Here is a 26,915-nt window from a genome sequence, read left to right as displayed (position 1 = left end):
CCTCGGAAATCACGTGGGTGACTGGGAGCATCTCACGGTGAGGTTCGTCGACGGCCGGCCGGTCGCGGTGACCATGAGCCAGCACGGGAAGGCACCTGTCTTCGCCTACGGTGGCAAGACGCTCCCCATGGTGGACCTGCGCCCCGAAGCCTATTCGGCGCTGGGCTCCCACGGCCTCTACCCCGACGCCGCCGTGCATGAGTACATGGACCTCTACAACGGTGACTCGTTGAAGGACATCACCAACCAGGGCACGGCCTGGAAGACGTGGGAGCGCCCGGTCATCTTCCCCTCGCAGCCGCAAGGCACCTTCACGGGCTCCCTGGCGTGGCTCAACATCTCCTCTGACTGGGGCAACGCCAAGTCGGGATGCGATACCTACGTCTCGGAGAAGTCGGGGGAGTGCGTGCTCAACGGCGGTCCCGCGGGGCCGATGCACAAGAGCTTCACCCATCCTGACTTCAGCGAGCTGGAGTAGGCCCACCTGGGCGTGAAACGGGCGCGGAGCCCCATTCGGGCTCCGCGCCGCCACGGCTCACCGGGGACTGCTCACTTACCGGTGACGCTGCACGTGCAGGGCTTGCTGTCCGAGCAGGTGCACTGCTGCGCGGCGGTATCCTTGGTGACGGTGGCCTGGTTCGCCACGGAGGCGACGTTCGTGTCGAACCACGCATCCTCGACGGCGCAAGCGCAGCCTCCCGCCGCCACGCTGACGTTGGCGTTGGCGCTGCCATCCGAGCGCGTCAGATAGAAGTCGCCGCCGGCCTTGCTCGTGAAGGTGATGACATGGGCCGCGGTCGTGTAGCTCTTCTCGTAGAGCCGGGTCACCGCGATGTTCCCATTGGCCTGACGGTCGAGCTGCGCGGAGCCACCCAGGTTCAGGGTGGCGGGGTCCACCTCCACCTTGATGCTCGAGCTCACACCCGCGGACGCTCCCGCGGTGGTGGTGCCCGAGGCCGCCGAGCCCACCGTGAAGGCCAGGGTCTGGCTGAAGTCCTTTTCACCGGATCCGGTCTTGCTCGCGCTTCCGTTCGCACCTCCGGACCAGGACGCCGTGGAGCTGATGCTCTCGACGGTCGCCGAGCCCTGGCAGGAAGAGGTCCCGTTCACATACGGCCCCACGACGTGCGCCTTGGCGGCGTCCGTGCAGTCCGACGAGAACGAGCAGGACACCGTCAGGGTGCCGCTGTGGGTGACGGCGGCCTTGTTGTCGGTCAGCTTCTTGGGCGAGTCATTGGTGCAACCGCAGGCGTTGCTCGCGGGCGCCCCGGGGACGCTCGTGAGGATGTTGCAGGTCACCTTGCAGGAGCTCGGGGTCGTTCCGCCATCGCTCCCCGCGTCCGTGCCGGCATCCGGGCCGGCGTCCGGGCCCGCGTCCGGGCCTCCGTCGGTTCCAGAGTCGGACTCGCCGCCGTCGCTGCCTCCACCCCCGCCGCCGCCGCCTCCTCCTCCTCCTCCTCCTCCTCCATCCGAGCCGCCGTCGCCCCCAGCATCCGCGCCCGAGTCGGCGGTCCCTGGGTCGGACGGGCCGGAATCCCGGGAGCGGCCCGAGTCAGGCGCACCCGCATCGCTCGCTCCGCCATCTCCGCTCAGGGCGGACCTGCCGCCGCGCGTCCCGGCATGCGCGGCGAGGAAGTCGCGGGCATTGGCGGCCTGGACAGGGTCGCTCGGGTCGAACAGGCCCAGTCGCCACGTGGCCTCGAAGCGGCTCAGGGGGTCCATCCCCTTCATCGCCGCGAGGGCCTGGTGGGTGTCCGGGGGCACCTCGATGGTTCCATCCCGATGGCGAATGGGGAGCAGCTCGCGAGGCACCACCTCGAAGACGTACCCGGTCTCCTCGAGCTGGCGTTGCCGCGCTTCGCTCAAGGTGACTCCCGACGTGACGAGCCACTCGTCGAACGTCCGCAGGCGTCGGCCTTCCAGAACCTCCCAGGTCCAGGTCGACTCCACGGAGTCCTCGTCAAGAGGACCCTCCTCATCATGACAACCCGCCAGTGCCATCACGAGCACGGCCACGACCCACCACGGCTTCGAACAGCGCATCAACATGCCCCCAAATCATAGGTATCCGGTGATATTCTGACTTTCATGAAAAATGTGAAATACGCGGCGAGTCAGAGCAGCGGCCGGAGGCTGTTATCCGTGGCATTGCTGTGGGGTTCGGCGTGGTTGGTGGCATGTAGTGGGGTCGAGGCGTCGGATGAGGAGGCGGGGTGGGGGCAGTCGGAGGGGCCCATCGACCTGTCCACCTGTCCGGACAGCATCAAGTGTCCCACGGTGCCCTCGCGGGACGACTGCAAGGGCAAGTGGTGGGACAGTGCGTCGACGCCGGGCACGCCGAATCCGGAGTGTCCTTCCTCGCCGCCGTCGAGCACCTGCGACACCGTGGTCCTGGGGCGGTGCAACGACACCTACTCAGACATCTGCAAGTACCGGAACTGCCCGGGCTACATCGCGCTGAACATGAAGGACTGGAGCATCGAGAAGAACGACAAGTTCATCGCGTGTGCCCAGGCTGGCTTGCTCGACAAGCAGTGCAAGGACATCACCATTGGTTCGCCGAGTGACCACGTGCCGGACCCGGCGCCAGGGGAGACGGGGAGCGTGACGTACCGGGAGTTGTGTCAGCTCAAGGCCTGTGGGTGCCCTCCCAAATTCAAGGGCGATGGCGGCACCGCGAGCGGGTGCAACGACGCGGGGACGGACGCCGGGCCAGTTGATGCGGGGACGTCCGACGCGGGAACGGCTGATGCGGGCACGGCTGATGCGGGGAGGGCCGATGCGGGGACGGCCGATGCTGGGATTGTGGATGCTGGCACTCACGATGGAGGAGAGGCCGACGCTGGAACGTCTGACGCGGGCTTCGTTCCCTGAATCCCTCCAGCCCTTGTTGGACCGTGTTCATCCGGGCACGGGCCTCCCGCAGCTCTTCCAAGGTTCGAGCTGGCATGTCGCCGTCGTAGACGTTGATATGCAAATAGAGAGGCAGGAGCCTCCGACAGGTCCACGAAGACCCCGTCATTCTTGTCAATGAGTGGTAGGCGACAGCACCCCGCACGGGGTTCTGTCCATTTCGGGCCTGCCGTATGAGAAGGGACGCTCCACCCAGAGCTTCCTCTCGTGCTGACATGCAAGGGAGGAGGCCTGACGACTCCCGGAGATTCCTTGCATCTGCTCGACTTCAAGCCCCTGACCCTCGTGTTGTCCCTGGTGTCCGCACCTGGACTCGCGCAGGACCTCACACCGACCTCCGCCGCGCGCGAAGACGTCGTCTTCGTGACGGATGACCTGCTGGTGCCTATCGATGCCCACGGCGTGCCCCAGGTCGCCGAGCGCGACACGCGGATTCGCGACGAGGCCGGGGATGTGCACTACCTCATCGACCTGCGCGCGGGTTCGGAGGCCACCTTCGCGAAGCTCTCGCCGCCGATGGATGGCTTTGCGTCGTGGCAGAAGACCCCCGCCCGCCACCTCGTCCGGGAGCTGGAGCGCGCGCATGGCCTCCGCGCGACGTCGATGACCAGCTGGGCGGGGTTGGGCTTCACGGCCTACCTCACCCCCGACCAGGTGAAGGCACTGAGCGAGGACCCACGCGTCGAGCGCCTCACGCCCGACACCGAGCTGTCCCTCAGCGGGCCGCTGTGGACCGACAGCACCTCGGGAGGGGAGACGAAGAGCTGGGGGAAGCGCGCCGTGGCCTTCAGCACGCCCGCGAGCAGTGGTGGCGTCAGGGTCTACGTGCTCGACACTGGCATCGGCTATCACGAGGACCTCAATGTCGTGCAGCGGGTGTGGCCCATGGGCAACAACGCTGCCGAGGGACTCGTGGGCTGCTATGCGCACGCGACCCACGTCGCGGGCATCATCGGGGCTCGTCAGAACGCCACGGGCACCGTCGGTATCTCTCCGGGGGCCCCGCTGGTGTCCGTCTCCGTCCTGGGGACCGGCAACCTGGATGCGGTGAACCGCTGCAACCGGGGCGGCTCGAATGGCGGCTCGACCGCCGCGGGCTTCATCGCCGCGCTCGACTGGGTGATGATGGACATCACCCAGCGGGGACAGGTGGGCATCGTCAACCTCTCTTTCAATGCCTTGACCTCGTCGGACAACATCTTCGCGGCGACGGGCTCCGCCGGCTCACGCATGAAGGTCGTCGCCAAGAGCGTCGGCACGTACAAGGGCGCATTCATCGCGCAGTCCGCGGGCAACAACTTCCAGAATGCCTGTGGGTATGCCTATGGCCCGGCGACCATCACGGACGGCATCATCGTGACAGGCGCCCTCGATGACCGGGGTCAACCCCTGACGCCCATGCACTGTGACACCTGGCCCACCGTCGGCTGCATCGCCGGCATCCGCAACCTGAGCACCGTCGCCCAGTCCCAGCCGGGCTCCAACTACGGCGCCTGCGTGGAGGCCTGGGCACCTGGGTACAAGATTGCGTCGACCTTCGGCACCTTTCCCCAGTCCGGAACGACGGTGTCCACCCTCTACTCCCCCATGTCCGGGACCTCCATGGCGGCGCCCTTCGTGGCGGGGCTGGCGGCATATCTCGCGGAGTCGATGGGGCTTGCGACGCCCTCGGCCATCGAACTCGCTGTCCGGAACAAGCTGTACCCGCTCCAGTCGAAGGACCATGTCAACGAAGCCATCTCCCTGCCGACCCTGAACCCACCCGGCAATGGCCAGGGGCGCGCCCTCGGGCGAGCTGAGTTCGCCATCCGCGAGCGCATCACCTCCCGGGTGTTCTTCCTGGAGCATGTCGGGGCGACGCTGCAACTCCCGACGAACGGGCGGTTCAACCTGAGCTTCGACTCGGTGGGCGCGCCCGCGAGCGGCTGCGTGATTACCCAGTACGACTACGCCACACCCGCGATGCCCAGGCCGACACACTTCGCGACGACGGTCCGCAACATCTGGATGGACCTCTATCTCCCGCCGGTGGGAGGACCGCCGGTGACCTATATCTCCTACAAGTTCTTCTCGAACTGCGAATCGGATGTCAGCGTGGGCCTCTTCGTCGCGCCCTGATGGGTGACGTGAGTGAACCACCCACCGGAGCAACGCCATGACCTGGAAACCTTCCACCGTGATTCGGCCCCTTGTCGTCTCCCTGTTGGCCTGGGGGGCGTCCGCGTCCGCTCAAGACTTCTCCCTCACGCCTCCCTGCGCGCCGGGCCTGTGTGGCGCGTCGCAGCTGGGCGTCGCGGCCACGAAGCCGACGGGCACCGTCCTGGAGACGCACTACATCGAAGTCGACATCGCTGCGACGACGCTGCTGCAGAACAGTAGTGAGCACATCGCCATCAGCGCCTTCGCGAACGGACAGCCGTTTGGCGCGAGCGGGGCCTTCACCACCACGGCGCCGAACGGAGGTATCGGCATCGCGCTGGGGCGGATCGACACCGCCGCGCATCCGAGCTGTCCCTTGGACCCCTCCAACACGAAGGTCGAGTTCGCCATCGAGCAGTTCGCGTGGAGCGACATCTACGGGTCTCAGATTCTCCACTGCGTGTCGTTCAACAAGTCAGCGCTGACGGGCGTGTGGAAGCTCCGGGTCTCTGTCTTCGTCGAGTGCGCGGGGACGACGTGCAGCGCGTCGGCGAGGGTGGAGAATCCCGTCACGTTCGCGCTGCTCGCCTCGGTCTCCGGCACGGGTATTCCGCTCGCGAACCCCAACACCGTGCGACGGCCCTGGTACGCGGTGACCAACTTCGTGGACGAGCCGTTCAACTACAGCGCCAGCTTCTGGAAGCGCTCCGAGATGTACGCCCCCTATTTCTGAGCGGGGTTGGCGGGAGGTCGCGTGTGAAGCCTGGAGGCTGGCCTCGATGGGGCCAGCCTCCAAGTCATGGCATTACGGTGTCGCGCCTGCCCAAGCACGCATCCAGGGATGCGACGCCACGTGTGGAGCAAGTCGTTCAAGCATCCTCACGAAGCTTCGGCGGATACCACCGAGCATTTCCTGGAGTGAGTCCTTCCCAATGGACTCAACCATCGGAGCAGGCCGCCACTCGGTGTGGCTCTCACATCGAGCCAGGTAGTGATGGGATTGGAATTCGAAATGCAGGCTCCGTTCAAGCCCCTGCTCGTAGAAGTCGAGAATGAACGGAGCCTCCGCGTCGATGGATGTCAGCGCCTCGGAAAGTTGCTCCAGGAAGACCACGAGGTCCGTCTGAACGTCGACCGGCCAGTGCTCCTGCCCAAACCCCGAAACCACGAAGTCCACAGTGCCCGTTTCCGCAAGGGCCGTGCAGACGTCAGCGAGGATGGACCGCACATCGTCCAACTCCTCGTCGTAGCGCGGAGCCAGCTCGGGTAGGGCGTGAACACGGTCGACGTTCAGAGCGAATCTCATGGCGTTTCTCTAGGGCAGGATCGGGTAGGCCGTCCTGATGCCTCCCGCTCTATTACCAATGACTTTGGCATGTGTCGCGGAAACCGTCGTGCCGTCCGGACGGATGACCTCTCCCAGTCCTTTGGGAATCTCGACCCGCGTCGCCGCCGCGCGCCCATTGGGGCCGCCCACTTTCACCTGGCTCAGGAACGCCGCCGCTTTCTTGTCGTCGGTCCACTGACCTTGCGGTCTTCCCGTGCCCTTGGCGGTCCCCAGCAATTTTCCTGCTTTCTTCGACCCCGCTCCATGTTTGGAGAACGTATGGCCGAATTGCTTGACGCTCTTCGCGTTGGCGAGAGCCACGCCCCCTGCCTTGAGAGGGGGGACCGCGGCCATGGCCTGCCCCCCCGTGGCGTTGAGCAAGACCTTCATGACCTCCGCCATGCCAAGCAGCGATTGGTCGCTCAACGCCTCCTCGGCCGCGCTCTCTTCATCGGTGCCGAAGTTCGTCGGCACGCGGCCATCCACGGTGTTGTCTCGGAAGTACGCCCGCAGTCCCTGGGGGGACAGCTTCTCGAGAGCCTCCATCGTCGCCCCCCTGCGACGGTTCCTTCCATCAGGACCCGTCGTGTACCAGGTATCGAACTGCCACCCGATGTAGGGCCCGTAGATGGTGGGGTCGCCCGAGCCACCGGTCGAGGGAGCCAGCACGTCGACGGACCCCTCGCATTCGATGTCATCGGGGCCGGTGCCGGTACACGTCTCGGCCGCCATGAACCCGCTCGGGTCCACCAGTCGCAGCGGGTTGTTCCACACGTACGAGTAGCGGTTGTGTGACTGGCTTTGCTCCGGAGACTGGATGAAGGGGTCCGGGGAGAGGAATCGCCCCACCGCCGGGTCGTAGATGCGCCCCTTCATGTCGATGAGCCCCAGCTCATCGTCGTGCTGTTGTCCCGTGAAGCCCTCGTGCGGTCCCTTCAGCAGCACAGGCGCGGCGGCCCTGGCGAGCGCCTGCGGGAAGACCCGGCGACCGAAGGGGTCGAACTTCATCCGCGCAATCAACGCCCCCTGTTCGTTCGACAGCGACTCCACGCTGCCCAGCGGATCCCGGTGGAGGTACGCCACGCTCCGCGCAATCGCCCCGGCCCCCAGCTTCTCCAGCATCACCCGAGCCACGGGCAGCCCACCCGCCGTCACGGAGAACACGTGGCGCGTCAGGTTGCCCTCCACCTGCTTCTCGTACAGCGCGCCTTCCACCGTGATGGAGGAGTCACCGTTCGAGCGTGACTTGCGCACGCGCGAGGCGAAGGCGTCGTACTGGAACGTCAGCGCGTCCGTCCCCTTCTGGATGTGATGGGGCAGGCCCGCCGTCGTGTACTGCACCACCGTGCTCCCGGGCGCGGACACGCGGAAGCCACGCGCGTCATAGCCGTAGGAGCCCAGGGGGCCCTGGGTGACCGCATGCGGCGGCGCACCGTTCTGCCCGTAGACGAAGGTCTCACTCGGAGCCGTCCCCTCCACCGTCGTGCGGCTCGTGAGGTTGCCGTCCGGCGAGAAGCCGTAGTCGAAGATGGAGCGCTGGCAGTTCTGGTACACCGACCAGCGCGTCATCCGCCCCAGGCTGTCGTAGCCGAAATCCTCCGTGGTCTCCGCGACGCCGTCATTGCGGGAGGTGACGTTGCCTCCCGCGTCGTAGTCGTAGAGCAGTCGCTGGAGGTCCGACGTCCCCAGCCCCGTCTCCACCAGGCGCACCGCTCCCACGTCGTCGTGGAGGTAGTGGCTCTCCACGCCATTGCCCAGAATGGCGTGGCGCAGGTGGCCACTCGGCGTGCGGGCCCCCACCTGCCAGTAGACGTGCTGCGACGCGACTTCGCGCACGTCCAGCAACTCTCCTCGCGGCGTGTAGCCATACCGCACCTGGAACCGCGAGGCGCCCGGCACCTCCGGATAGGCAACGGTCGAGGCCCGGCCATGGGTGTCGTAGGTGTAGTCGAACGTATAGGTGGCGCCGTCCACCTGGGTGCTCGACTGGGATTCGCGGCCGAGCGAGTCATAGACATGGGCCGTGGTGACCCCATCCGCGCTCGTGGCGCTCGCCAGCTCGCCCACGCCATGGGCCGCCGTGTCCCACGTGTACGTGTGCGGCCCGAGCGGTGTGACAGCCTGGGTCACCCGTCCCAGGGCGTCGTGCGTGAACACCTGCTCTTCCAACTCCGCGTCCACGATGCGCCGTGTGTCGCCAAACGCGTTGTAGGACGTCTGGGAGACACCGCTGGACACGTCACTGAGCCGCGTGCGCCGGCCGCGCACGTCGTACTCCAGCGTGGATTGGCGCCCCACGGCCTCGGTGGCCGTCATCACACCGAATGGGCCATATGCGAACGTCGTGTCGAGCAGCCCGCCCGCCGGGTTTGGCTCACGAACACGCTGCGTCCACCCGCGTCCGTTCACCTCCGTGGTGGTGACATGGCCCCGCTCGTTCGTCTCCGTGCGCGTCAGCCCGGAGTATTCCACCCGCTGGAAGGTCTCATCCGGGTGCGTGAGCCGAGTCAGCCGACCCAGGGCATCGTACTGATACCGCGTCGTCACCATGGCCGTTCCGCCCGCCGGAGAAGGATGCTGCACCTCCGACAGATTCCCGACTCCGTCGTAGACGTGGTTCTCCTCGGTGGGATTGCCGGCGAAGTCCTGTCCCAGCTGCTTCACCGTGCGGCCCAACGAGTCCAGCAGGACTGTCGTCTCCGCCCCTCCGGCGACAGTCGCCCGGACCTGTCCCGGCAGATATTCGTAAGAGATATCCGAGAGTGTCGGACCGTCCTCGAAGCGGACGCGCCCGAACAAGTCGTACTGCCAGCGCCGCTGCACGCCATTGGCGTCCACCTGCGCGGCCAGCACGCCGAGGCCCGGGTGATAGGCGAACTGGTCTCGATGGCCCGCGGGATTGACGATGGCGGAGACGAACAGGCGCGTCGCCGCGTCGTATTCGAACGTCGTGGTCCGCGTCTGGTTGGCGAGGTTTCGCAGCGTCACGCCGCTGCGCAGGCCCTCCTCCGTGTAGTCGAGGTGCGTGGCCAGGTACACGTCCCCGTCGGTCGAGTCCGGCTCGACGACGACGTCCGTGAGGAGCCCCGTTCCCGGAGCGTACGTGGAGGACTGCACGCGAGAGCGCGACACGCTCTGCGCCGTCGTCGCGGTCTCCGTGACGCGCGTGGGCAGGCCCACCAGCCACGGCGCGGTCCGATTCTCGTAGACCGTGTCACGCCGCGTCACGTAGCCGTCGGACCAGGTCCACTTCTCCGCCTTCACGTTGCCGAAGTTCGCGTCGAAGTCCTCCACCGTCCGCGTCACCGACCAGAGGTGCGGCTGTTGTCCCATCACGAACTCGCGCTCGGTCCGCGCCGCCGTGTAGAGCGAGAAGTAGCGGGTCCCATCGGAGGCCAGCCGCTCGACATACGCGGGCGTCGACTCGACCTCTCGTGCGTGGGTGTTACCTCCCGCCACCGGCGTCTGGACGAGCCGGGAGAGGAGCTGGCGCGCCAGGGGATACCGCTGACCCACGCGCGTGCCGAACGTGTAGGTCTCCCGGGTGATGCTCCCGGTGGCGTGGTCCGTCACGGTGCGCTTGCGCATCCCGAGCAGGCCCTTGCCCACCGCGTCCGAGCGCGCGTCCTCATAGCGGTAGGTCAGACGCCGCATCGGGTGACCGTCGCCCGCGTCGGCCCGCATCTCGGAAGCCAGCCACGCGCCCTGGCGCACGCACGTCAGCGGGAAGAAGCAGGACGTCTGGCTCTGCGTATACACGGCCGCGTTGGTGACGGGCGCGTAGTCGAACTCCGCGCGCGACCCGAGCGCGTCCGTGGCCGACCGCATCAGGTATGGCTTCACGCCCTGGCGAATCCAGACCTTCAGCGTCTGTGTGCCGCTGTCCGGCTGCACGAAGTCCGTCAGGCCATCGCCATTCACGTCCATCGCGAGCGAGCGGTACATCCCCCGGTCCGTCGACACCGCGCCAATGGGCATGGGCAGCAGCGCGGGCACGAACGACGTCCCACGAGACAGCAGCACCCGGGCTTGAGTGCGCGCGAAAGGCCCGGGAGTCGTCGCGATGCCTCGGTCCATCAGGACCAGGTCCGCCAGGCCGTCGCCGTTGATGTCGGCGACACGCACGCCGTTGTCGATGGAGTTGCGCGTGTTGCCCCAGCCCTCGGGCGGCCTCACGGTCTCCACGGCCGGCCCCATCTTCGCCTCATCCGGGAAGGACTGGAGCAACTGCGTGGCGAAGCCCGCCCCCGTGTTGAGGTGGACCCGGACGTACCCGCCCTCCTGTGGATAGGACAGGCGGTCGGTGAGGCCGTCGCGGTTCACGTCGACGAACAGGTAGCGCTCGTGCGCGACCTCCTCCCGGAGGAGGTCGGTCGTCGTCCAGGTTTGCCCTCCCTGGGCATTCATGCCCACGAAGTCGTAGTGGCTGCCATCCAGGACGACGACTGGATAGTCGTCAGACGTCCAGGTCCACTGGGGCACGAGCAACCCCGTGCGACCGGAGCCGTCCAGGTCGATGGGGAAGCCCGCCGATATCGAAGGGAAGACATTGGGTGACAGCTGCAGGGACAGCGGCGCGCCGCTGTCGATGGGCCCCAGGCGATAGCCGAGCCCCGCGGAGCTCGGGTTGCTGATGACGCCGCTGGTGGTGCGCAGCAAGTCCTTGAGACCGTCTCCGTTCAGGTCCAGGGTCCAGAAGCTGTACGGCGCCGGGCCCAGCTCCATCTCCTGGAGTGCGTGGCTGAACCCGGTGCCACCCCAGCTCTTCAACTGGTGGATGACGCGGCGGTTGGTCGCGCTGTCGCGGACGGAGACCATGAAGTCATCCATCCCGTCTCCACTCCAGTCCGTGAAGCGCGCGTCGCTGGTGTCCTCGTTGGGCGCCGCGGGCAGGGGGAAGCCCAGCAGTTGCTGCTCGGCGCCGAAGCTGGTGCCGTTGCTGTAGCGCGCGAACCACGCCACCACGAAGGTGCTCACCCGCTTGCGGTAGACGAGGTCATCGAACCCATCCGCGTTGACGTCCGCGGCCAGGAACGACTGCATGTCGGAGTAGGCGCCCGGATACAGCGTGTCCGTGGACTCGGTGTAGTCCCACGCCCCCTGGGCCCAGGGCTTCTGGGCGGACGGCGCATACGTGAACGTGAACGGGTTGCGGCAGCGTGCGCCGCCGTCACACTCGGTCACATGGTCCAGGACGCTGCTTCCCGTGGTGGAGCCATCCAGGGCCGTGGGCAGGCCGTCGTAGCTGTAGGCCAGGACATAGGCGCGCAGGATGGTGGTGTCCTGTCCCTGTCCCGTGGGACCCCACATCTCCACCCGCCGCAGGCGGCGGCGAAGCTGCTGGGCGAAGCCACTCGCGTAGCTGCCCATCACGTCCTTGCGCAGCTCATAGAGGAACTTGACGCTCCCGAGCGGGGGAGGTGCCCCTGCGACGGTGGACCCCGTGTAGCGGATCTCCACCGGCACCTGCTCGTCGGAGGTGGTGGGGATGTTGTAGTGGACCGTCAGGAAGTTGCCGCTGCGGTCCTCGACGCGCGCCAGCGACCACGTCAGCGCGCGGACCGAGCCCGCGACGGTCTGCTGGAACGTGGCGCTGTTATCGCCGCCCAGCGTGAGGATGAGGCCGTCCTTCGTGTACATCTTGAAGGTGGCGGGGCCATTGACGCCCGTGCCCACCGACACGATGCGCGCGTAGACGTCGTTCTCCGTGCGGTACTCCGCGCCATCCGCGCCGTACGTGCCGGCGACGACCATCAGTCGCTGACCGTCCAGGCAGAAGCGGTCATTCGCATCGAAGAGCAGCTTCTCCGCCACGCCGTCGATGGCCACCGTCTTGCGACAGCGGGAGATGCGCGCCAGGCCGTTGAGGCTCCAGCCCATGCCGGCGACGCCGTTGCCCGCGTCGCTGCTGTAGGTCAGCGAGAGGCGGGGCTCCACGCCCGCCCGGCCCGGGGGATTCCAGAAGGGGAAGGTGTAGCGAACCGCTCCGGTGGAGGACACCCAGGCCTTGGGGACGGTGGAGCCGGCTGCCTTGTCGTCGTCGTCGACCTGCGTGGGCAGCACGGTGTCCAGCGCCACGGTGGGGGGCGGGAACACCAGGCTGTCGCGAATCACGGCGGAGGCGGGACGTTCGTCCCGAGGAGGAGTTGGACTGCTACAGGCCGCCACCAGCTGCGTGGCGTAGACCCAGAGCACTGCGAAGGCGAAGGCGCGCTTCATGGAAGTTCCTGGAAGGAGATGGAAAAAGAAGGCACTGGGGTCCACGCGCGCTCCTCGAGCACGCTCGTCCCCGAGCACGGAATCGGGAGGGTGGGTGGGAGCGCTACGGCGTCGGGCAGGCGCCGCAGGCGTGGGTTCCGCCGCAGCCGTCAGGCGCGGAGCCGCACTCCGTACGCGCACAGGCCTGCAGCGCGGTCAGGGGCGTGCATCCACAAGACGTGTTGTCGAAGCGGCAGACGCTGCCTTCGTCCACGTCGAGGTCGCAGTCATTGTCCTGACCGTCACAGCGCTCGGTCTCCGCCAGCAGCGGGACACACGTCTGGGGGACCCCTCCAATGCAGGAGGCCACCGACGTCGCGCAGCGGCCCTGGCCGCAGCTCAGCGTCCCGAGCCCTTCGTCCGTCTGGTTGTCGCAGTCGTTGTCCACGCCATCACACGCCTCGGGAGCGGCGGGACGCGGCTGACACGTCTGCCAGCCACCGTTGAGACAGGCGGACACGGAGTTGGCGCAGGCGCCCGTTCCGCAGGTCAGCGTGCCGAACTCCGCGGTGTCACCGACACCGTCACAGTCGCTGTCCACGCCGTCACACGTCTCGGTCGCGGGGAAGACGACCTGCTGACAAATCTGGGCGCCCGCCGAACAGGCTGTCCGGCCCTGGGCGCAGGCGCCCGCCTTGCTTCCCACCGCGCAGGCCTGCGCGACGATGTTGTCGACGACGCCATCCTTGTTGTCGTCGCAGGCGTTGCAGACCTCGGCGGCGGCGGTCCCGCTGTTCTGACACAGCCCGAAGTTGCCGTTGCCCAGGCACGCCTGTGTTCCCGCATTGGGCGAACACGAGCAGGAGCGCTTGCTGGTCGCGGCGATGGCGCATTCGCCGAAGGAGCCCTCTCCATCCCAGTACCTCAGGCCCGAACATCCCTGGTCGGGGCCCGCGGGCATGGTGCACGTCTTGGGGGCTGGGTACGTCGGCGGACAGGGCGGATTCGGGCAGCAGTTCTCGCAGGGAGATTCGGACCCCGCATCGAGGGGATCGCTCATCGCCATGCTGGTCGCGGCCAGGAGGAGCAGGACGAGCGGGAGCAGACGCGAAAGGGCGTCCGCGGTGGCCCCACGGAAAGGGCCACACGAGGAGAGGGGGCGCATGTCCAACTGACTTTCACGGGCGTCGATGACGCCTCAGGTTTCCCGCGTCAGGTCGTGACACGGGGCGGCCCCTGATTTTCACCACTGCTTCTGAAGAAACTCCGCGCGGGGCAGGCGCGCATCCGTGTCGGCCCCTGGAGTGAATACGGAGGGAGGGGAGGAGCTGGGTCGTTCCGGGAGATTTTCCCTGGCAACGCGCCCGCTACCGTCGCTGAACCCAAGGGGCCGCCGATTCCTCGGCGACCCCTCGTTTCCAACCTGAGCCCCTTGCGCCACGGCGGGAGCCGTGGCGCATGTCACCTCACGGCGCCCCGGGGCCCGGGGTCATCAGGGGACCACCGTCGGCTTGATGCCGTTGCGGAAGTCCTTGTGCCACGCCTTGGGCAGGCGCTGGAGGATGGAGACCTGCTCGCGCTTGGGCTGCGTGAGCACGTCCTGCATGCGCAGGTCGCCCACGAGGAAGCCGCCCGCGTAGAGGGTGCGGCCGTTCTTCTTCACCGCCAGCAGCTCCGTGTCCGTGCCCAGCGCCAGGTTGTAGACGCGCTGGCCTTCGGGGGAGACCTTGGTGATGGAGGTCAGCGTGGCCACGCCCTGCTCGGTGCGGACCTGGTCCTTCACCCGCAGGTCCTTGGCGGCGACGACCTCGCCCGTGGACATGATGACCGGGTGCATCTCCGTGAGCGTCGCGTCGTGGCCCGCGTCGTCACGCAGGCGCAGCATCGGCTTGACCTCGTTGCCGCGGGAGACGTCCGTGACGGTCAGCGCCGTGCCCTGCTCGTTGGCGAGGACCTTGTCGCCCAGCTTCACCTCTTCCACCGGCACCACGCGGCCATCGGCCATCTTCACCTGCGTGCCAGAGGCCATGCAGCTGTTGCGGAAGAAGATGTTCGGCGTGACGCCCGAGGTCGCCTTCGGGAACAGGATGAGCAGCGGCAACAGCGTGCCGTTGCAACGCACCTTGCCCGTGAGCTTGATCATGTAGCGCGTCATCTCGTTGACCACCGTGGACGCCTTGCAGTCCGCCGGGCTGGTCCCGCTCCCCGCGGTGTTGAAGAGGCGGTTCATGTTCGTGAGCACGTTCACGTTCGTCAGGTTGCCACCCAGCGCCAACGAACCGATGAAGTCCGTCTGGTTGAGGCAGGTGCGGCCGGACTCATTGGTGATGAGCTGGATGCGGGCGGCCGTCACGCTGTCGAGGGTGCACTGGAAGCCTCCCTCCGCGCCGGCGTTCAGCGTGCCGCGGATGGGGACGTAGAGGTTCTCGTAGTTGTACGGCGCGCCGAAGCTCCAGAAGTCGGAGGGGTTCAGCAGGCCCGGATTGGTGGCGTAGGTCGCCGCGACGCCCGTGGGCACGGGCGGATAGGGGCTCAGGGTCCCGTTCTGGTAGCCCGCGACCGAGTAGTCGCAGTCAGCCCCGCCACGAAGCTGGCAGGCATAGATTTCCGCGTTGGGTGAATTGAGGAGCACCTTGCGGGGGTGCGAGAGCTCCAGCGACGGGGCCGCGTTCACCGCCGCGCCGCGCTCGACGATGTATGACGTCTGGTCGAGCGTCTCGCCAATCGCCATCAACAGCGACTCCATGCGCAGCACGCGGCCCTTGCCGGTGGCCACGGTCGCCACGGCCCGGACGTCGTCGAAGGCTCGCCCGTCACCGTACTCCTCGCCGGAGGCGGAGTTGATCAGGATGGAGTTGGTCTCCGCCACATTCGTGTCGTAGTTGAAGAGGTCGGCGTAGACGTAATCCGCGCCGTCCTTGCACGCCACCTCCACCACGGGGAAGAAGGTGGAGTAGCCGTTGGCGTAGACCGGGCTCTGGCTGTACTTGAGGAAGTGGTTGCACCACGCTCCTTCCGCCAGGCTCGGTGGCTGAGTCCCCGCGGCCTGCCGGGTCAGCGCGCGCTCGCGCATGAAGTCCAGGCGGCGGAACAGCTCCGGCGCGTTGCGCTCGTTCTTCCCCGCGGACGTCAGCCGTCCGACCAGGAAGTCCCAGTCGCTGGTATTCGCCAGGTTCAGGTCAATCTGATACACGCCCACTTCCTGGGTGGCGATGTCATATCGCTCCACCAGTTGCTGGGCGTTGGCCCGGTCCTCCTTCGGTGGAGTCAGGGTGTTGCTCCACCCCGCGGTCAGCAGCATCACTCCCGCAAACGGCAGCATCCGCGCGACCTTCATTCCTACCTTGAACATGCTTCCTCCGGTTTGACAGTACGACGACAGACGTGGCTTCTTGGATTTGGAGACGGAGGCGGTGCTGATGACTGGCGGCACAGGTAGAACCGGGTGCCGCTGAGCCCCGCATTCACAATCCATGTAAATATCGGGCAAAACCGAAATCTTAGACTTAATTGATTTTCTGGCATAATGAATGGCTAACACTTTCAATGGCAATAGCACCCGGGCCCGTTTTTCATGAAGTTTGCCGTTTATCCGGAGACCCCATGCTTGCAACGTCGGTTGGTCAACGCTCACATCGGCCCTCGGTTTTAGGACGTCTGGCCATGAATTGGCTGTTCGTGGCGCTCGCCGCGACGCCGCTGGTGCACTGCTCGGAAGGAGAGGAAAACGACCCTCCTGACGCGAGCACACGGCAAGACGCGGGGCCGGATGGTGGAAACCCCGATGGTGCGACACCCGACTCAGGCTCCGACGGTGGAAACATCTCGGACGGTGGTTCGGATGGTGGAAACCCCGTGGATGGCGGACCGCTTCCCACCGTCATGGGGGCCTGCACGCCAGCCCAATGGTGCTGGGATAATCCCATACCTTCCGGAGAGTCTCTTCAGGCCGTCTGGAGCGCGGGTTCTTCTGATGTCTGGTTTGCTAGTGGAAACCACGCACTGCGCTGGAGTGGTCAGACATGGGACCTCCGCGAGACGGGAGTCTCTGGCAACCCCTTGCTGCTGTCTGGCTCCGGTCGGGAGGACGTCTGGATTGGCGGCGACTCCGCGGAGCTGGCCCGGTGGGATGGGCAGGGCTGGGGCCGTGTCGCGCTGGGGCATGCGGGGCAGGTGAGCGGGCTGAGTGTGTCCTCCGGGACGGAGGGCTGGCTCACGCAGGCCGCGAGCGCACAGGCTCCCAACGGTCGGGTGTGGCGATTGACGGCCAGCGGTTGGCAGCCGGCGGAGGGGCTCGTCAATCAGACACTGTCGGCGTTGTGGGGCCGGGCGTCGGGGGATGTGTGGGCGCTGGCGGGAGGTCAGGGACTGGCGCGCTGGCGAGGCCTGGGCTGGAGCGGTGCGGGGCTGTTGCCGGGCCCCGGAGCGGCGGGTGAGGTCTACACCGCGCTGTGGGTGGCGCCAGGCGAGGACACGGGCTTCGCGGTGGCGACCTCGGGCGCGATTGCGCGCTGGGCGGGCTCCGGCTGGGTGTCGCTCCAGTCACCCCGCGCCGTCCGTCTGCACGGCGTGTGGGGCAGCGGACCGGACGACGTGTGGTTCGTGGGCGAGCAGGGCACGTTGCTGCACTGGAACGGGCAGACGGTGTCGGTGGTCGACACGGGAACGCGGGAGGACCTGCTCGCCATCTCCGGCACGGACGCGAACCACGTCTGGGTCTCCGGGACGCGCGGGAGCCTGCTGGTGAAGAACGCTGGAGGCTGGAATCTACTGACGCGGGACCTGGCGCCCTCCGCGAGTTGGAGCGTCATCACCGGGTCGGCGTCGGACCATGTCTGGGTCTTCGGAAAGGCAGGTACCACGGGTGCGGCGCTCTCGTGGGATGGGCAGACGTGGCGCTCGATGGAGGCGCCGCCCGAACCGATTGTCGCCGCCTGGGCGGCAAGCCCTGAAGCGGTCTGGGCGGTGGGCCTCCAGGCGCACCGCTGGAATGGGAAGAAGTGGGAGGCCTTCGCGCTGCCGGACGGCCTGGTCGCCCGCTCCATCCATGGTGCGAGCACCACGGAGATATGGATTATTGGAGCGGAGGGGAGGCGCGCGCTGTGGCGGGGGCAACGCTGGGTGGACGGCGGAAAGAGCGACGTGGAGCTGCACGACGTGTGGGTGCTGACGCCGGAGTTCGCGTGGGCGGTGGGCGCGGGGGGAACGTTCGAGGTCTACAACGGCGCGGATTGGCTCTCCACCACCGTGGAGCCCGCATACACCCTGCGAGGCGTGTGGGGCGTGGACCCAGACAGCGCGTGGGCCGTGGGTGACCAGGGGCTGCTGGTACACTACGACGGCGCGGTGTTCCGCGCGGACACCACCAGCGCGCAAGGCGCGGCGCTCAAGGACGTCTGGGGCGCGGCCAACAACGACGTGTGGGCCGTGGGTGACAACGGCGTGCTCCTGCACTTCGACGGGACACGCTGGCAGCGGCAGGCGAGCGGCACCACCCAGCGGCTGGTGGGCACCTGGAGCACCCGCGCGGAGGCGTGGACCGTCGGTGAGCAAGGCGCGGTGCTGCGCCGACGCTGAGGTTTCACGTTCGGCCTGCCAGGCGCGGTCCATGGCTGGACCGCGCCCGGAGCGCTGGGCTCAGTTCTGTGGCAGCTCGTGGCAGGTGGGGAACCTCATGGAAATGGTGGGGTTCGACGAGCAGCTCTCACAGTAACCTCCCGAGCAGTAGGTGCCCTGGTCGCAACAGAAGCCGTTGCAGGGGAAGGTGTTGTTGGGGCAGCACACCCGTGTTCCCGAGGCGCAATAGCCGGAGCTGGTGCAGGCATCTCCGGTGGTGCAGTCATCTCCATCCTCGCAGAAGGCGCCCGTGGGCTTGCGCGTATACTGGCAAGTCCCGTTCGAGCAGGTGCCCGACCCGTAGTAGCACTGGCCCGGCGCGGCGTTGCAGGCGATGGCGGTGCCCTGGCAGGTGCCGCTGGCGCCGCAGGTGTCTCGCGTGGTGCAGGCATTGCCATCGTCGCAGGCCGCGCCCGAGGGCTTCAGGGTGTACTGACAGGCGGCGTTGTAGCAGTAGCCATTGGGGTCGTGGCACGCGCTCGGCGGGGTATTGCAGGCGCCGCAGGTCGAGGGGACGCCGGTGATGTCCAACTGGAAGGCGCCGCAGGAGGCGCCCTTCCCGTCGACGGAGACGCGGATCTGCTGGGACTTCCCCAGGCTCACGGTGACGGAGGATTGAGAGGTCCCCCCGAAGTCGTCGTTGCAGCCAAGCACCAGGCTGTCCACCCAGCGGGTGACCTGGACGACGGTGTCGTAGGTCGTCCCGTTGCCCCGGGTGGAGAAGGTGAAGGCTCCGTCATAGGGCGCGACCCAGTGGAAGTTGAGGTCCGAGGACGCGCCGCTGGCGCAGCTCGGCGCGACCTCGTTCCCCGAGCCGCAGGTCCTCCCGGACGACACGCCTGTGCCCGTGCGCATCCGCAAGTCAATGTATGACGAGGAGACGCCCAGGGCCGAGGCGGTGGTCGCCACCTCTGGTTCCAATGGAACCGCATGCGCCGCGGGCTGCTCGCACGCGGACAGCAAAAGGACACTCCAACCCAGCGACAGCGCGCTGGCCCAGTTCATTCGTGACATGGCACACCCCCGAGGACTGCCAGGGATTATCGAGGGGGGCCTTGGTCATACACAATCAGGGTACGGGGTTCCCCCGAGCCCGGGAAGAGGTGCGCCCCGTCCTTCCGCGCAGGGGCCACGGGATATCGCGCGCGAGGCGTGGAGGCCGGCGTCCGGTTCAGCTGGAGCGACAACTGGCTCGCGCCATGGATGATGACCGTCCCAGCGATGGCGGTCAGTGAGTGCTTCGCGCCCGTCCCGTTCCATCCTCCGACAGTGCCATCCGGGCCCGCGATGTTGATGCCGTAGCCCAGGGCGCCTGGGTTATGGGCAGCCACGGTCTGCCACGCGCACTCGCAGGGGCCAGAGCCTGGGAAGGGCCAGAAGCTCGAGAGCTGGTGGGCATGGCTGTACGCCTCGCCGCGCAGGTGCGGGAAGTGTTCGCTCACCTGCTCGACCAGGTCGAACGCCGCGCCTTCGCCGGCCTCCGCCTCGAGCTGGGTGATGGCCTGGTGCAGTTCCTCGCTCAGGTGCACGACGTCCTTGATGGTGGCGACCGGACCGTCCGCCGCGTCCTTGGCGGCCCAGGCCGGCGAAGTCAGCAGCAGCCCCAAGAGCAGGAGGGCGGGGAGGGCCAGCGCGCGCAGCAGGAGCGGGACGAGGCCACGAGTGCCTCGGTCGGGGAAGGAGAGCATGTGGCGCATTCCTTGGGTGTGGAGATTCACACTCCGACAGGAATTGTCGGAATGCGGATGTCTGCCGCAGCACGGAACATGCCGGTTTGCTTTGGTCTGTCTGGTCTGGCCCGGAGTGCGTGGAAGTCCGCGAGTGTTTGCGGGGCGGGAGTGTTTGGGACCTGACAGGAGGTGTGTCGCTTCAGGTCACAAGCGTCGGTGGTCTGTAGCACGGGCCGTTACTCGTCAGGCGGTCTCGTTCCAGTCCGCCGCGCGTCTGGGAATGCATTGGAAGACACACGTCGGAGGACCCCACCTTCGCGCTACGCCGACACCGTCGTGCGCCGACCCGAGGTGTCCTCATGGCGCATCGGCTGCGCCTTTCCATGCGTCAGCGACCGCTACACCCACTCCGCGGGGCCAGCTTCGTGATGAAGCCCAGTCCGTATCCGTCGAAGAACAGCGCGGGAAGTGGGGGCAACGTGAGCCCGCTTGCCCGTGTTCCCCGCGAGCGCGCGTCCCGTGAGCGGCGCGGCTCCCAGCTTCTCTTTCAGTTCGTCGATGGAGGCTGTGCGCCTGACCTGCCAGTTCGCGAACCTGCACGGCCACGCGCCGACGACGGTGCTCAATGAATGTCGTCAGGGGACTGCACGCCGCGCCTGCGCGAGCAATCCGGGGCAGGGGAGCGCAAGTCCCGCCGTGTCACGGTCCTTTCGCGTGCTCGCCTGTCGCCCCAGGAGGGATGCAGTGGCGGACATGTCCTGGCGCGAGGTCGCGGACCGTGGGGCGCTCCGGAGGGAAGTAGGGCAGACTCGCCCGGTGATGGCCCCGGCGCTCCGGATGGCGCGGTGGGTGGACGGGCAGTGCCCGTACCAGGGGCCGGGAGCCAAGCCTATGAAGCACAAGGAAGCCAGGATGGTGTCGGTCGACGGCCCCGCGGGTCGGCTGATGGCGACAGTCGAGGGGGACGGAGGTATCCCCGCCCTCTTCGTGCACGATGTCGGCGCGGACCGGACGCACTGGGCCGAGACGCAATCAGGCCTCGCCACGCACACCGTGGCCTTCGACCTTCGCGGGCTGGGCGAGAGCAGCGGCCCCCGTGGCCCCTTCGGCGTGGAGGCGGCGGTGGAGGACGTCGCCGCGGTCGCCGACGCGCTGACCCCCGAGAAGTTCGTCCTGGTGGGACACGGCTTCGGCGCCGCGGTGGCCGGCGCCTTCGCCGCGTACTACCCCGAGCGGCTGGCCGGGCTGCTGTATGTCGAAGCACCTGGAGACCTGCGCCGCATGCCAAAGGCCGAAGCGGAGGCCTGGCTCGACAACTTCAGCGCCGCGAAGTACGGCGCCTTCCACGAGCACTGGCTCACCCCCCAGCTCCTCGCCGCGAAGGATTCCACGCGCGTGCTGGTGATGAAGACGATGCGTACCTCGCGTCGCGAGGCCATCGCCGGGAACCTGGAGTCGCTCCTCGCTCATGACCCGGACGCGGCCTTCGAGCAGTTCAAGGGCCCCACCCACGCGCTGGTGGCGGCCACCGGCCCGGAGACGCTCGTGGGCCAGCGGGCCGACCTGTCCCGCTCCGTGGCGCCGCACTCCAGTCACTGGCTGATGCTGGACTCGGCGAAGTGGTTCCACGCGGAAGTGGTCCGCTTCCTCGGTCAGTGCCGGCATCACCCCTGAGCCACGCGGACGGGTCTGCCGAGGCGCTGGAGTCAGCGTGCCCGGCGGACCCGCCAGCTCGGAATCAATGTTCCAGAAGCCCCGGGTTCGTCGACGAACGTGCGCGTCGAGTCGACCTGCGGGTGCTTGTCCGAGCCCAGCGCCATGGGGCGGTGGCAGGCACGAAGCAGGCGCCGCTGCGCGACGAGTCGTTGTCGGCCGTCCCCCCCCATGGGTCGGTGAAGACTCCCTCTGGGACAGGCTGCGAACCCTGGGTTCGTCCGCTCCTGCTGTAAAATTGACCACTGGTAGCAACTTTCACCCGGACGGGCAGAGAATCCGCTAAAACAAATTGGTCAATTGGTTTTTGACCGCGCCCGCTTCCCAGGAGTGAGAGTCCATGGCCCCGATTCGCCGCGCCGCCGCCCAGACGCCTTCCGCCGTGCCTCAGCCGACCGTCGCCGCCGCGCCTCCTCCACCGCCGCCGCCTCCTCCTCCCCCGGCGCCGAAGCAGGAGCCCGCGGGCCACTCGGGGCGCAGCAGCTTCCAGTCGGGTCGGCGTCCTTCGATGGACCTGTCGGGCGGCGCGGGGCCGGCGAGCACGCTGCGCACGGAGGTGCTGGGGGACGGCAAGGCCAACTGCCTGGAGAAGGCCAACACGCTGTCGAAGCCGGGGGACCAGGTGCTGCTGCTGAGTGACTCGCGCGACAGCGTGGGCCACGCGCTGGTGCGCAAGCCCGGTGGTGCCATCGTCGACCCGAACGAGCCCGGCAAGACGTACGCGAACCTCGCCGAGTGGAAGGCGTCGCACGCGTCCTACGGCCAGCCGGTGGCCGTGCCGGACGCGCAGCTGGCGCGCATCCTGTCCGTGCCGCCGGGGCCCGCGCGCGAGGCGCTCATCCACGGCTTCGGCCTGACGGGCGCGGCGGCTCGCTCGGTGGCGGACGACGCGGCGGCGACGACGGGCGCGGCGGAGCCGGCGAAGAAGAAGGAGCCGGTGGACCTGACGCCGTCCATCGTCATCTCCACCGACGGCACCATCGAGGTGGGCATCAAGGCCGAGTTCAAGCCGCTCGAGGGGGAGAAGGAGAAGGGCGAGCTGAAGGGCACCATCAGCGGCGGCGCCTACGCGGAGACGGAGGTGAAGCTGAGCTGGAATCCCACCGAGCCCACCGCGGACGGTCGGCACCTCATCACCGTCACCTTCGACGCCACCGGCGGCGTCAAGGCCGGCGCGGGAGTCGAGGCCGGCACGGTGGGCCCGTTCGGCGCGGAGCTTGGCGGGGAGACCGGGAGCAAGAAGTCGGTCAGCTTCCAGCTCGCGCTCACCGAGGGGGAGATTGGCGAGCTCGTCATGAACCCGGGCGGCTTCCAGGTCCCCACCCTGAGCGACCCGCTGGCGCTGCCGCCGGGCAGCAAGCTCGTCATGGATGCCTCCGACTTCGTGACGACGTCGAACGGTCTGTCCATCGGGCCCCTGAAGCTCAGCGGAGAGAACGGCAAGGAGAAGACCCAGTCGGTGGCGGTGGAGCGCACGGGAGACACCACGGTGCGCGTGACGGTGGGCCCGGAGGAGACGCTCACGTCGAAGCTGGAGCTGGGCCTGGAGTTCACCGTCAAGGGACACAAGGTGGGGGGCGGCATCGGCTCGGAGCACAGCTACACGGAGGGCAACTCCGCGAGCGTGGAGTTCGACCTGAGCACGACCGAGGGGAAGGCGGCCTACGAGACCTTCGTCCGGGATGGCACGCTCCCCACACAGACGGGCCCGGGCGTCCTGGACGTGCGCACCCAGCAGACCTGGTCGGAGGAGGGCTCGCTCAGCGCGGAGCTGCACCTGACGAAGTTCGTCGGCTTCGAGCACCAGTTCTGGGATGAGAGCCTGACGCAGACGGCGACGACGGTGAATGGCCAGACGACGGTGACGGCCGAGGGCAAGGTCGCGGGCACCGACAACACCTTCGAAATCCAGTTCTCGCTGAACCCGGACGGCTCGCGGAAGTTCGAGGGGATGACCATGGACATCCTCCAGTACGACAGCACCCAGTACACCACCATCACCGTGACGGGCGCGGAGGGGCTGGCGAACGTGCAGAACGTCGCCGCCCGGCAGGCGCAGGACATGGTGGTGGGCTCCTTCGCGAACTCCAGCGACCCCGCGGCGCTCGCCGCCGCGCGTCAGAAGCTCAAGGCCGAGGGCGAGCCCTTCGCGACGCTGGCGATGACGCCGGGTGATCCAGGCTACAGCCACGAGGCCTGGCTCACCGCCTATCGCGACTTCGACGCGACGCACGACTACCTGCCCGATGTGCCGGTCACCACGATGACGCTGATGGAGGCGACGCCTGCGTCGATGCCCACGGCGCTCTTCATGAGCCTGGGCACCGCGGGCCACGTGGACCAGAACCCATTGGCCACCCGGACCGACGGCACGACGGCCAGCTACAACATGCCGGGGTGGATTGACCTGGGCCTCGGCCAGATGCCGGGCGTCGAGGTGAAGTGACGCGAAGGCCCGCTCCTCGGTCCCGGGGCGGGCCGTCATCCTCGGGATGGGTGTCTTTGAGGTTGTGAGTTGCAAGGGTAGGACCAACGAGCCTCGAGGTGGGGTCCGCCCGGTGAGTCGGCAGGGGTTCCGTCTCCATCCGGCAAGCATCGGTGGCTTGCCGGGGAACATGGAGCCTCCCTCGTCGTATCCGGGATGACCACCGGCGCCTTCGCGGGTGGCTTCATCACCGAGGCTCCGCATGAAGACTCATCCGCGCTCACCGGGCGCATGGCGCTATCTCCGCGTCCTGCTCCCGATTCTTCTCTCCGCCTGCGGCGAATCCTCCGCCCCCAGCAGCGACGCCGGCCCGTCTGTCGATGCGGGCACTCCGGACGCCGGGCCCCCGCCGTGGGACGGCACGTCGACCCCCATCGAGGACCTGGGCGACATCGTGGAGACCGGCCGCCATGACGCGTGCCAGTTCATCAATCCCGAGAGCCTGGACCCGCTCCTCTGTGAGAGCCTCACGGCCTTCGACCTGTCCAGCTGCTCCGCCGGAGCGCTCTCCGGCGTGGAGGGCCAGGGCATCTTCCAGGTCAACCTCCGAGGGGAGCTGCGTGTCCGCCCCGACCGCCCCACCTCCCCCCTCATCTCCCGCGCCGCCGTCGGCTTCCGGCTCCACTCCGACGGCACGCCGGATGCGATGTACGGCGGGCCGCTCCTCGCCCGCGTGACGGAGGGCGGTACGTTCTTCGTCGTGGGAAGACGCAGCCTCGCGATTCCCTCGGGGAACATGCTCACCACCACCGCGCTCGCCGGCTGCCATGTCCCCGCGCCCGGGGTCATCACCGGCTGCTACGTGTCCTGCTCCAGCGACGCGCGGTTCGGCAAGACAGTCGGTACCTTCGTGGCCCAACGCATGACCTGGGTGGCGGGAGAGGGCGAGTCTTCCGGGGGCCTCGCGCTCGTGTCGGAGGCAACCACCCCTGTCGGCAGGGCCGTGGACCTCTTCGTCGCCAAGGAGCACGCGTACGTCGTCTCGCTGGATGCTCCGCCTCGGGTGGGCGGGCTCAGCGTCTTCGACGTGAGGGACCGGCGCAACCCCGTCCTCAAGAAGACGGTGAGCCTCCCTGGCGACACCTCCTGGAACGGCGTCTGGGCCAAGGGCGACGCGCTCTACATCGCCAGCAACTCCTCCGGACTCGTCATCTTCGACATCAGCGACCCGGCCAATCCCTTGTTCGTGCGCCGAGCCGAGGGCCCCAATACCGTCCACACCGTGCTCGTCGACGGAGACCGGCTCTATGCCAACGCTCCCGGCACGGGCACCTATGTCTACGACGTCACCAAGCCCCTGGAGCCCACGCTGCTCCAGATTGTCACGCCGACACCGGGAGGCATCAGCAGTGGCCCCCACGATGTCTTCACCTACCAGGGCCGCCTCTACGTCAGCAACGCGGAGTCGGGCTACTCCATCATGGACATCACCGACTTGAATGACGTGCGCCACCTGGGGACCTACGTCCGGCCAGACTCGCTCAGCTACGCGCACCTCAGCGCGGTGGGCACCTTCGCGGGCCGCACCATCGCCTTCGAGGGGGGCGAGTTCAATGGCTCTCACGTGCGCGTGCTCGACGTCACCGACCCGGCGAACATTTCGCTCATCGCTACCCACCGCATGCGGCCCACCGTGTCCATGCACAACCTGCTCTTGCGTGGCCACCTGCTCTACGTCGCCTGGTACCACGATGGCCTGCGGGTGCTGGATGTCTCGAACCCCACCCAGCCCAGGCAGGTCGCCCACTTCAACACCTTCCGGGAGACGGACCCGGGCCGCGGGCATGGTCTCTTCGAGGGTGCATTCGGAGTCCGCATCCCCGATGACGGCTATGTGTACGTCGCGGACTCGGCGCGCGGGCTCGTCATCGTCAACGAGTTGTAGCGGCTCCGTGCTCCCGCCGGGCCCGCTCGAGCAGCTCATCCTTGGACAGCGTCTGGAGCGCCCCATCCTTGCCCGGCACCTGGAGCGTGAACTCCCGGATGGGGCCCTTGACGAGGTACTCCTGGTCCCTCGCCGTGTTCACCATGGCGCGCTCCCGGTAGCTGAAGCTGGACTGCGTGGGGTCCACGCCCACTGAAGGCATCAGCGCCCGCTCCTCGGCGGTGGGCTGCCAGAGCGGCTGGGGACGGGGCTGGCTGCGCAGCACGGCCGTCTCGTCCAGGGCGCTGTCCGGGTGGGTCCGGATGTCGCGCTGGATGTCGAACTGGTCCAGCACCACACCGCCCTGGGGCTCCCGCGAGGGATTGGTGACGATGAGGTTCTTCCCATACATCGGCTTGTCGACGAGCTGGTGGGGCGCCGTCCCGTCCACACCCGTCCGCAGGCCACTGAAGGACGTGAAGGGGCTCTTCTCCTTGTACTCCTGCTTGCCGTCGACGTGCAGCGCCACGGGCGTCGCGCCGTCCTTGTCCACGGGCAGCAGCGTGCCCTTCGCGTCGATGGCCGCCTTGTGCGTCCCGAACTCAGGCTGGATGGACTTGAAGGGGTGGTTGTCCCGCCGCGAGAGCAGGACATCCGGACGCAGCCGGGGCGCGTGCAGGTTGTTGCCCCCGTGCCGGCGGTCCTCGGCGCCCATGATGTCGCTCATCAAGTCGTGACTGTTGTTGCGTGCCCGGAGCTCCTGCGCGATTTGAGCGGGGCTCTTCGTGGGCGAGCCAGGCGCGTGCACCTGCGTGGGCGGCCGGGTGGAGTAGGGCCGCACGTTCGGGACGGACTTCGGCAACGCCGTGGCGAGACGCTTGAGCATGACAGTTTCCTTTTGGATGGAGCATGAAGTGCGAGGCCTCATGCATTTGTAGGGATTGTCATGCTGGTGCGCGCCGGGTTGCGGGAGCAGGCATCGGTCGATGG

Annotated in this window: 16 protein-coding genes; 8 read left to right on the top strand and 8 right to left on the bottom strand. The window is 67.7% G+C overall.

The genetic code is table 11. The annotated features are described in order from the left end of the window. On the top strand, window positions 1–478 hold a 478-nt coding region (locus ACN469_RS30710; protein ID WP_498773613.1), incomplete at its 5' end, for a Vps62-related protein. A 71-nt stretch (window positions 479–549) separates the two neighbouring features. Here the strand turns inward: ACN469_RS30710 and ACN469_RS30705 are convergent. Then, window positions 550–1,950, bottom strand: a complete 1,401-nt coding sequence (locus ACN469_RS30705) for a hypothetical protein (RefSeq protein WP_498773611.1) — start codon at window positions 1,948–1,950, stop codon at window positions 550–552. A gap of 192 nt (window positions 1,951–2,142) precedes the next feature. On the opposite strand from ACN469_RS30705, the gene ACN469_RS30700 reads away from it, so the two are divergent. The 3 genes from ACN469_RS30700 to ACN469_RS30690 all read left to right on the top strand — a co-directional run bounded on the left by ACN469_RS30700 (window position 2,143) and on the right by ACN469_RS30690 (window position 5,785). Continuing rightward, window positions 2,143–2,874 carry a hypothetical protein gene (locus tag ACN469_RS30700; protein ID WP_498773609.1) on the top strand — a complete coding sequence of 244 codons (732 nt, stop codon included), beginning with the start codon at window positions 2,143–2,145 and terminating at the stop codon, window positions 2,872–2,874. A 291-nt stretch (window positions 2,875–3,165) separates the two neighbouring features. Continuing rightward, window positions 3,166–5,031 carry a S8 family serine peptidase gene (locus tag ACN469_RS30695; RefSeq protein WP_498773607.1) on the top strand — a complete coding sequence of 622 codons (1,866 nt, stop codon included), beginning with the start codon at window positions 3,166–3,168 and terminating at the stop codon, window positions 5,029–5,031. Window positions 5,032–5,089: 58 nt separating this feature from the next. Beyond that, the gene (locus ACN469_RS30690; protein ID WP_498773605.1) at window positions 5,090–5,785 is read left to right on the top strand and encodes a hypothetical protein; all 696 of its coding nucleotides are present in this window, start codon (window positions 5,090–5,092) and stop codon (window positions 5,783–5,785) included. 72 nt (window positions 5,786–5,857) lie between these two features. Here ACN469_RS30690 and ACN469_RS30685 read toward each other — a convergent pair whose 3' ends face one another. From ACN469_RS30685 to ACN469_RS30670, 4 genes are all read right to left on the bottom strand, one after another. Further along, window positions 5,858–6,358 (bottom strand): hypothetical protein, encoded by a 501-nt coding sequence (locus ACN469_RS30685; RefSeq protein ID WP_498773603.1) that lies wholly within the window; start codon window positions 6,356–6,358, stop codon window positions 5,858–5,860. 9 nt (window positions 6,359–6,367) lie between these two features. Further along, window positions 6,368–12,598 (bottom strand): RHS repeat-associated core domain-containing protein, encoded by a 6,231-nt coding sequence (locus ACN469_RS30680; protein ID WP_498773601.1) that lies wholly within the window; start codon window positions 12,596–12,598, stop codon window positions 6,368–6,370. Window positions 12,599–12,701: 103 nt separating this feature from the next. Beyond that, window positions 12,702–13,538 (bottom strand): MopE-related protein, encoded by an 837-nt coding sequence (locus ACN469_RS30675; protein ID WP_498773599.1) that lies wholly within the window; start codon window positions 13,536–13,538, stop codon window positions 12,702–12,704. Between the two features lie 531 nt (window positions 13,539–14,069). Then, window positions 14,070–15,929, bottom strand: a complete 1,860-nt coding sequence (locus ACN469_RS30670) for a Hint domain-containing protein (RefSeq protein WP_498773597.1) — start codon at window positions 15,927–15,929, stop codon at window positions 14,070–14,072. A 707-nt stretch (window positions 15,930–16,636) separates the two neighbouring features. On the opposite strand from ACN469_RS30670, the gene ACN469_RS30665 reads away from it, so the two are divergent. Beyond that, window positions 16,637–18,154, top strand: coding sequence for a beta propeller repeat protein (locus ACN469_RS30665; RefSeq protein WP_498773595.1), 1,518 nt, complete (start codon window positions 16,637–16,639; stop codon window positions 18,152–18,154). Between the two features lie 60 nt (window positions 18,155–18,214). On the opposite strand, the gene ACN469_RS30660 is transcribed toward ACN469_RS30665, so the two are convergent. Both ACN469_RS30660 and ACN469_RS30655 read right to left on the bottom strand, forming a co-directional pair. After that, on the bottom strand, window positions 18,215–19,207 hold the full coding sequence (locus ACN469_RS30660; protein WP_498773593.1) for a hypothetical protein: 993 nt from the start codon (window positions 19,205–19,207) through the stop codon (window positions 18,215–18,217). A 26-nt stretch (window positions 19,208–19,233) separates the two neighbouring features. After that, complete coding sequence (locus tag ACN469_RS30655; protein ID WP_498773591.1) at window positions 19,234–19,881, bottom strand: hypothetical protein; 648 nt, start codon at window positions 19,879–19,881, stop codon at window positions 19,234–19,236. 735 nt (window positions 19,882–20,616) lie between these two features. Between ACN469_RS30655 and ACN469_RS30650 the strand changes: the two genes are divergently transcribed. The 3 genes from ACN469_RS30650 (at window position 20,617) to ACN469_RS30640 (ending at window position 25,946) form a co-directional block, all read left to right on the top strand. Beyond that, window positions 20,617–21,537 carry an alpha/beta fold hydrolase gene (locus ACN469_RS30650; protein WP_498773617.1) on the top strand — a complete coding sequence of 307 codons (921 nt, stop codon included), beginning with the start codon at window positions 20,617–20,619 and terminating at the stop codon, window positions 21,535–21,537. A gap of 379 nt (window positions 21,538–21,916) precedes the next feature. Further along, on the top strand, window positions 21,917–24,022 hold the full coding sequence (locus ACN469_RS30645; protein ID WP_498773589.1) for a hypothetical protein: 2,106 nt from the start codon (window positions 21,917–21,919) through the stop codon (window positions 24,020–24,022). A 241-nt stretch (window positions 24,023–24,263) separates the two neighbouring features. Next, window positions 24,264–25,946 (top strand): LVIVD repeat-containing protein, encoded by a 1,683-nt coding sequence (locus ACN469_RS30640; RefSeq protein ID WP_498773587.1) that lies wholly within the window; start codon window positions 24,264–24,266, stop codon window positions 25,944–25,946. On the opposite strand, the gene ACN469_RS30635 is transcribed toward ACN469_RS30640, so the two are convergent. Next, entirely contained in the window at window positions 25,933–26,811 is an 879-nt protein-coding gene (locus ACN469_RS30635; RefSeq protein WP_498773585.1) for a hypothetical protein, read from the bottom strand. The two genes, ACN469_RS30640 and ACN469_RS30635, sit on opposite strands and share 14 nt — an antisense overlap. Between the last annotated feature and the right edge of the window lie 104 nt (window positions 26,812–26,915).

Source organism: Corallococcus terminator (assembly GCF_049194865.1).
GTDB lineage: Bacteria > Myxococcota > Myxococcia > Myxococcales > Myxococcaceae > Myxococcus > Myxococcus terminator_A.
This window is presented reverse-complemented; position numbering and strand designations above follow the sequence as displayed.